The sequence below is a fragment of the Mesorhizobium sp. M7A.F.Ca.CA.002.09.1.1 genome, assembly GCF_003998555.1.
Classification (GTDB): domain Bacteria; phylum Pseudomonadota; class Alphaproteobacteria; order Rhizobiales; family Rhizobiaceae; genus Mesorhizobium; species Mesorhizobium ciceri.
In genome coordinates, this window is the sequence record NZ_RZRR01000318.1 from 1 (window position 1) to 5601 (window position 5601).

At 62.7% G+C, this 5601-nt stretch carries 4 protein-coding genes; 2 read left to right on the forward strand and 2 right to left on the reverse strand.

The features are described 5' to 3' along the window. On the reverse strand, positions 1 to 1985 hold a 1985-nt coding region (locus EN994_RS15665), incomplete at its 3' end, for an efflux RND transporter permease subunit (protein ID WP_164745944.1). Continuing rightward, entirely contained in the window at positions 1982 to 3313 is a 1332-nt protein-coding gene (locus tag EN994_RS15670; RefSeq protein ID WP_013529307.1) for an efflux RND transporter periplasmic adaptor subunit, read from the reverse strand. The genes EN994_RS15670 and EN994_RS15665, both read right to left, overlap by 4 nt. Positions 3314 to 3458: 145 nt before the next feature. Here EN994_RS15670 and EN994_RS15675 point away from each other — a divergent pair, with 145 nt between their 5' ends. Both EN994_RS15675 and EN994_RS15680 read left to right on the forward strand, forming a co-directional pair. Then, positions 3459 to 3992 carry a TetR/AcrR family transcriptional regulator gene (locus EN994_RS15675; protein WP_024503025.1) on the forward strand — a complete coding sequence of 178 codons (534 nt, stop codon included), beginning with the start codon at positions 3459 to 3461 and terminating at the stop codon, positions 3990 to 3992. 124 nt (positions 3993 to 4116) lie between these two features. Beyond that, the coding region (locus tag EN994_RS15680; RefSeq protein ID WP_164745945.1) for an inorganic phosphate transporter at positions 4117 to 5601 on the forward strand (1485 nt) is incomplete at its 3' end.

Consider the following 5601-nt stretch of genomic DNA (forward strand, 5'->3'; position numbering starts at 1 on the left):
GTCGATGCCTTCGTCTTCGCACCGCCGCCGGAGCCCGGCAGCGTCGGCGGTGCGAAGACGAAGGCCTCGACACCGGCCACTTTGGCGATACGGGCCGTAATGTCAGCCTGCAGTTCCTTCGAATTGCGCTTGCGTTCCGCCCAGTCCTTGAAGGCATAGCCGACGAAGGCGCTGTTTGTCGTGCCGCCGAAGGCGACGGCCGAGAACTGCGCCCGTGTTTCGGGAATATCCTTCACCAGGCCGAGGATCTGGTTGACGTATGTCTCGGTATAATCGGACGTCGCATAACGCGGCGCCGTCACAATCGAGAGCAGAAAGCCCTGGTCCTCTTCCGGCGCAAGTTCGCTCGAGGTCTTGGTGAACATGAAGCCGGTGACGCCGACAAGCGCAAGCACGATGATCAACGTCAACGGGCGATAGTTCAGCGATCCGGTGACGGCGCGTTCATAGACATGCTCGACGCGCGCGAAGGTGCCGTCGACAATGCGCTGGAAACGGCCCGGCGTGCCGGACTTCAAGAGGCGTGCCGACATCATCGGGGTGATGGTGATGGCGATGACACCCGACAGCACCACCGAGCCGGCGAGCGTGACCGCGAATTCACGGAACAGCGCGCCGGTCAGGCCGCCGGTAAATGCCAGCGGTGCGAACACGGCGGCCAGCGTCATGGTCATGGCAACGATGGCTGATGCGATTTCGCGCATACCGCTGAACGCAGCCTGCATCGGCGACATGTGATCTTCTTCCATGTGACGATGGATGTTCTCCACCACCACGATGGCGTCGTCGACGACCAGGCCGATCGCCAGCACCATGGCCAGCAGCGACAGAAGGTTGATCGAGTAGCCAACCGCGAACAAAAGGAAGCAGACGCCGATCAGCGACAACGGGATGGTGATGATCGGCATCATCACCGACCGGAAGGAGCCAAGGAACAGAAGGATGACGACGACGACGATGGCAACCGCCTCGCCGATGGTCTTGAACACCTCTTCAATCGAGGCGCTGATCTGCCCGGTCGCGTCGTAGACGACCTCGATCGTCATGCCTTTCGGCAGTGTCTCCTGAATCTGCGGCACCAGCTTGGTGAGCGCAGCCGCCGTGGTCAGCGGATTGGCCGCCGGCGTCGGGAAGATGGCGAGGAAGGTGCCTGGCTTGCCGTTGAACGAGACCCTGGTATCGGTGTTCTCGGCGGCGAGTTCGACGCGAGCCACGTCGCGCAACCGCACCACATTGCCGTCGGTCGAGCGCAGCGGCAGCTCGGCGAATGCCTCCGGCGTCTGCAATGTCGAGCGCACGGTGATCGAGGAAACGACATACTCGTTCTGGGTGTTGCCGGGCGCCGACAGGAAGTTGGAATTGTTGATCGCCGTCAGCAGTTCGGAGGCGGTCACGCCGCGCGCTGCAAGTTTGACCGGATCGATCCAGACGCGCATCGAGTATTCCTGGGCGCCGAAGATCTGCACGTCGGCGACGCCTTCGACCGTCGACATGCGCGGTCTGATGACGCGCTCGATATACTCCGTCAGCTGCTCCTTCGTCATGTTCGGATTCTGCATCGAGATGTACATCATCGCGAACTGCTGGCCGGTGCCCTTGACGATGACAGGGTCCTTCGACGCGTCCGGCAAAGTGCCGCGCACGCCCTGGACCTTGGACAGAACTTCGGTCAGCGCGACGTCGGGGTTCGAGCCGAGCTTCATCTGCACCGTCACGGTGCTGGAGGACGGGCGGCTGGACGAGGTGACGTAGTCGATGTTTTCGGTCGAGGCGACGGCGCGGGCGATCGGGGCGGAAATGAAGCCCTGGATCAGATCGGCGCTGGCGCCTGGATAGGCCGTGGTGATCGTGATGGCCGTTTCATCGACCTTCGGATACTGCCGGATCGACAGATTGAAGATGCCCTGGAAACCCAGGAGCAGGATCATGCAAGCAAGGACCGTCGAAAGAACAGGCCGGCGAATGAAGAGATCTGAAAAGCTCATTGCTGGTCGGCCTGCTTGTTCGCCGATTTGGTCGGGTCGATGGTGTTGTCCACAACGACGGACATGCCGTTGAAGAGGCGGTTCTGACCGGCGGTGACGACCTCGTCGCCGGCCTTCAGCCCCTCGACGATCTCGACCATGCCTTGATTGCGGCGGCCGGGCTTGACGAACACCTGCGACAGCACGAGCGCGGGCTTGTCACCTTCCGCCGCCGGCTTGGCCCCATCGGCAGCCTTGTCAGTTGGCTTTGCCGCATCGGCGGCAGGCTTGGCTGCATCAGCCGCCGGCTTCATGGCATCGGCCGGCTTGGTGTCCGCAGGCTTGGCGTCAGCCGATTTGTCGGCTGCCGGCGCAGCGGGTTTTTCCTCCGGCTTGGCAGCTGGCGCTGTCTCGGCGGGCTTGGCTGGCTGCACCACGAAGATGTAGTCGCCATAGAGACTTGTCGTCAGCGCCGTCTGCGGCAGGGTCAGCACGTTCTGCTCTTCGGGCAGCTCGACACGCACCTGCACGAACTGGCCGGGGGTCAGCTTGCCATCGGGATTGGCGACTTCCGCCCGGATGTTCACCAGCCGGCTGGACGAGTCGATCTTCGGGTCTATGCCACGAATGGCGCCTGCGAATGGCCTGTCCTCGCCGCCAAAGCCCAATCGAATCGTCTGGCCGATCTTGAGCAAGGCGAGTTGCTGTTCGGGAACCGTGAAATCGACCCGCATCGTGTCGAGGTCCTGCAATGTCACCACGGCGGTGCCGGGCGCCAGATACTGGCCGACATCGATCTTCGGGATACCCACCGTGCCGCCGAAAGGCGCCGTCAGCTGCTTCTGGTCGAGCACGGCCTGCAGCTTGGTGACTTGGGATGCCGAGGCCGAGGCCGCCGCACGCGCCGTGTCCAGCGTCGAGTCGGAGCCAACGCCACGCCTGGTCAGTTCGATGGCGCGGGCAAGTGAGGTCTGGTCTAGCGCGGCCTGCGCCTTCTGTGCATCGAGGTCGGCGCGCTCGACGGCGTCATCGAGTTGCAGCAGAACCGCATTGTCCGCCACCTTCTGGTTGGCATGGAAAAGGATGTCCTTGACGATACCGGTAGTCTCGACCGTCAGGTCGACACCGCGCACCGCCTTGACCGTGCCGATCGCCTCGACGCCTGGCGTCCAGGCCGAAGGCTTGGCGATGGTCGTCGAAACGGTTGCCGCCGGCGGCTTCATCGATGCGAAGTACTGCTTGATGCCGTTGTCGCGCAGGAAGTTGAAGCCGACGATGCCGCCGACCACGACGACGAGCAGGGCCAGAACCAGAACAATGATAAAGATACGGAGTATGCGCTTGAACAAGGAAGTCCCCTCAGTCGAAATCCGGCGCGAAGCGCGGATATCGGGACACATACCGACTGCGGGTCCCGATTTCAAATAATGGCGGTCTTCCTGTACCGTCTGGACGGTCTTGTCAATTGGGCCTAAGCTTGCGATGGGAGGCACCATGAGAGCCCAAAGACCGAATTCGCGCGAGAAGATTCTCGCCGCGGCGGCTGATGTTGCCCGGGAATCCGGACCAGGCAGCCTGTCGCTGGATGCCGTCGCCAGCCGTGCCGGCGTGTCGAAGGGAGGGCTCCTCTACAATTTCCCGACCAAGGCCAAATTGATGCAAGGTTTGGTCGAAGGCTATCTGCGCGAGTTCGAGCACGCGCTGGAAGCCGCCAGCACAAATGACAAGGACGAAAATCCCCTGGCCGTCTACATCAGGCTGTCGGCCAATGATTGCGAGGAAAAGCAGCCGTCGGCGTCCTGGATCTTCTCGGCCATCGCCGAGGATCCCGATTTCATGATGCCGATAAAGACCTTCAAGCGGCAGCTTTTCGAGCGGCTGAAGGGCGAGACGCCGGATCTCAAATCGCTGTTGATCTGCTATCTCGCCATCGAGGGATTGCGCAGCATGAACCTCTTCGATTCGGATGTCCTGTCGAAAGACGAGCGCCAGTTGTTGGTATCGTCGCTGCTCGAGATTGCCAAATAGGCGCCGCCCACCCGCTTTTCGGCAGGCCTGTTCGTGAACGCGGCGTTCGCCGGCGTCACACAGGGTTCATCGTGCGGACATAGCGTCTTCCCAGTTCTTTGCTGCAATGCATCTGGAGTGGGACATGGTGGACATAGTTTCTAGCGAGGCGGGCATTCCGAGACCGGATCATCCGCTGGATCAATCGGGCAGCGCGAAGTGGTTCCTGCCGGCCTTCGGCGTGCTGGTGCTCGTCGGCATCGCCTATGTCGGCTACGCGCTCAGCCAGGATCTTGCGGTGGCCAAGACCGTGCCGTGGATCCTGCTTGGCATCGCCTTGCTGATCGCGCTCGGCTTCGAGTTCGTCAACGGCTTCCATGACACCGCCAATGCGGTGGCGACGGTCATCTACACGCGCTCGATGCCGGCCGAATTCGCCGTCATGTGGTCGGGCGCCTTCAATTTCCTCGGGGTTCTCACCTCCAGCGGCGCGGTCGCCTTCGGCATCCTGTCGCTGCTGCCGGTCGAGCTGATCCTGCAGGTCGGCTCGTCCTCGGGCTTCGCCATGGTGTTCGCGCTGCTTGTGGCGGCGATCCTGTGGAATCTCGGCACCTGGTTCCTCGGACTGCCGGCGTCGAGCTCGCACACGATGGTCGGTTCGATCATCGGCGTCGGCCTTGCCAACCAGTTCATGGCGCCCGCCGGCAGCGCCACCAGCGGCGTCGACTGGTCGCAGGCGACCAATGTCGGCGTCACCCTGCTGGTGTCGCCGATCATCGGCTTCTTCGCCGCGGCGATCCTGCTCTATGTAATGAAGCTGCTGGTGCGCAATCCGGCGCTCTACGAGGCGCCGAAGGGCAACACGCCGCCGCCATGGTGGATCCGTGGCCTGCTCATCTTCACCTGCACCGGCGTCAGCTTTGCGCACGGCTCCAATGACGGACAGAAGGGCATGGGCCTGATCATGCTGATCCTGATCGGCGTCGTGCCGACGGCGTATGCGCTGAACCGCACCCCCGACATCAACTATCTCGAAGCCTACAAGTCTGCTTCGGTCAGCGTCGAAACGGCGCTGGGCAAATATGCCAAGCCCGGCGTCACCGTCGCCGATGCCAAGGCCGCCGTCCAGGATGCCGTGCGCACCAGGACATGGAGCGACCAGACGACGGTTGCGCTGCAGACCTACATCCACAACACGACGGCTGGCCTGCAGCCCTATGCCTCGGTCGAGACGGTGCCGACCGATCTGGTCAGCAACGCCCGCAACGACATCTATTTGATCGGCGAAGCGCTCAAGCTGATCGACAAGAAGCAGCTGCTGCCGATGGAGGCGGCCGATCTGAAAGCGGTCACCGACTATCACAAGGCCGTCGACAACGCGACGAAGTTCATCCCGATCTGGGTGAAGGTCGCCGTCGCGCTGGCGCTCGGCCTCGGCACCATGGTCGGCTGGAAACGCATCGTCGTCACGGTCGGCGAGAAGATCGGCAAGAGCCATCTGACCTACGGCCAGGGTGCGGCGGCCGAACTCGTGGCGATGGTGACCATCGGCATGGCCGATCGGCTGGGACTGCCGGTGTCGACGACTCATGTGCTGTCGTCGGGCGTTGCCGGAACGATGGCGGCGAAC

Bases quoted from the DNA above. Each gene is read 5' to 3' on its own strand.
- EN994_RS15675 (WP_024503025.1), top strand. From the start codon at position 3,459: ATGAGAGCCCAAAGACCGAATTCGCGCGAGAAGATTCTCGCCGCGGCG.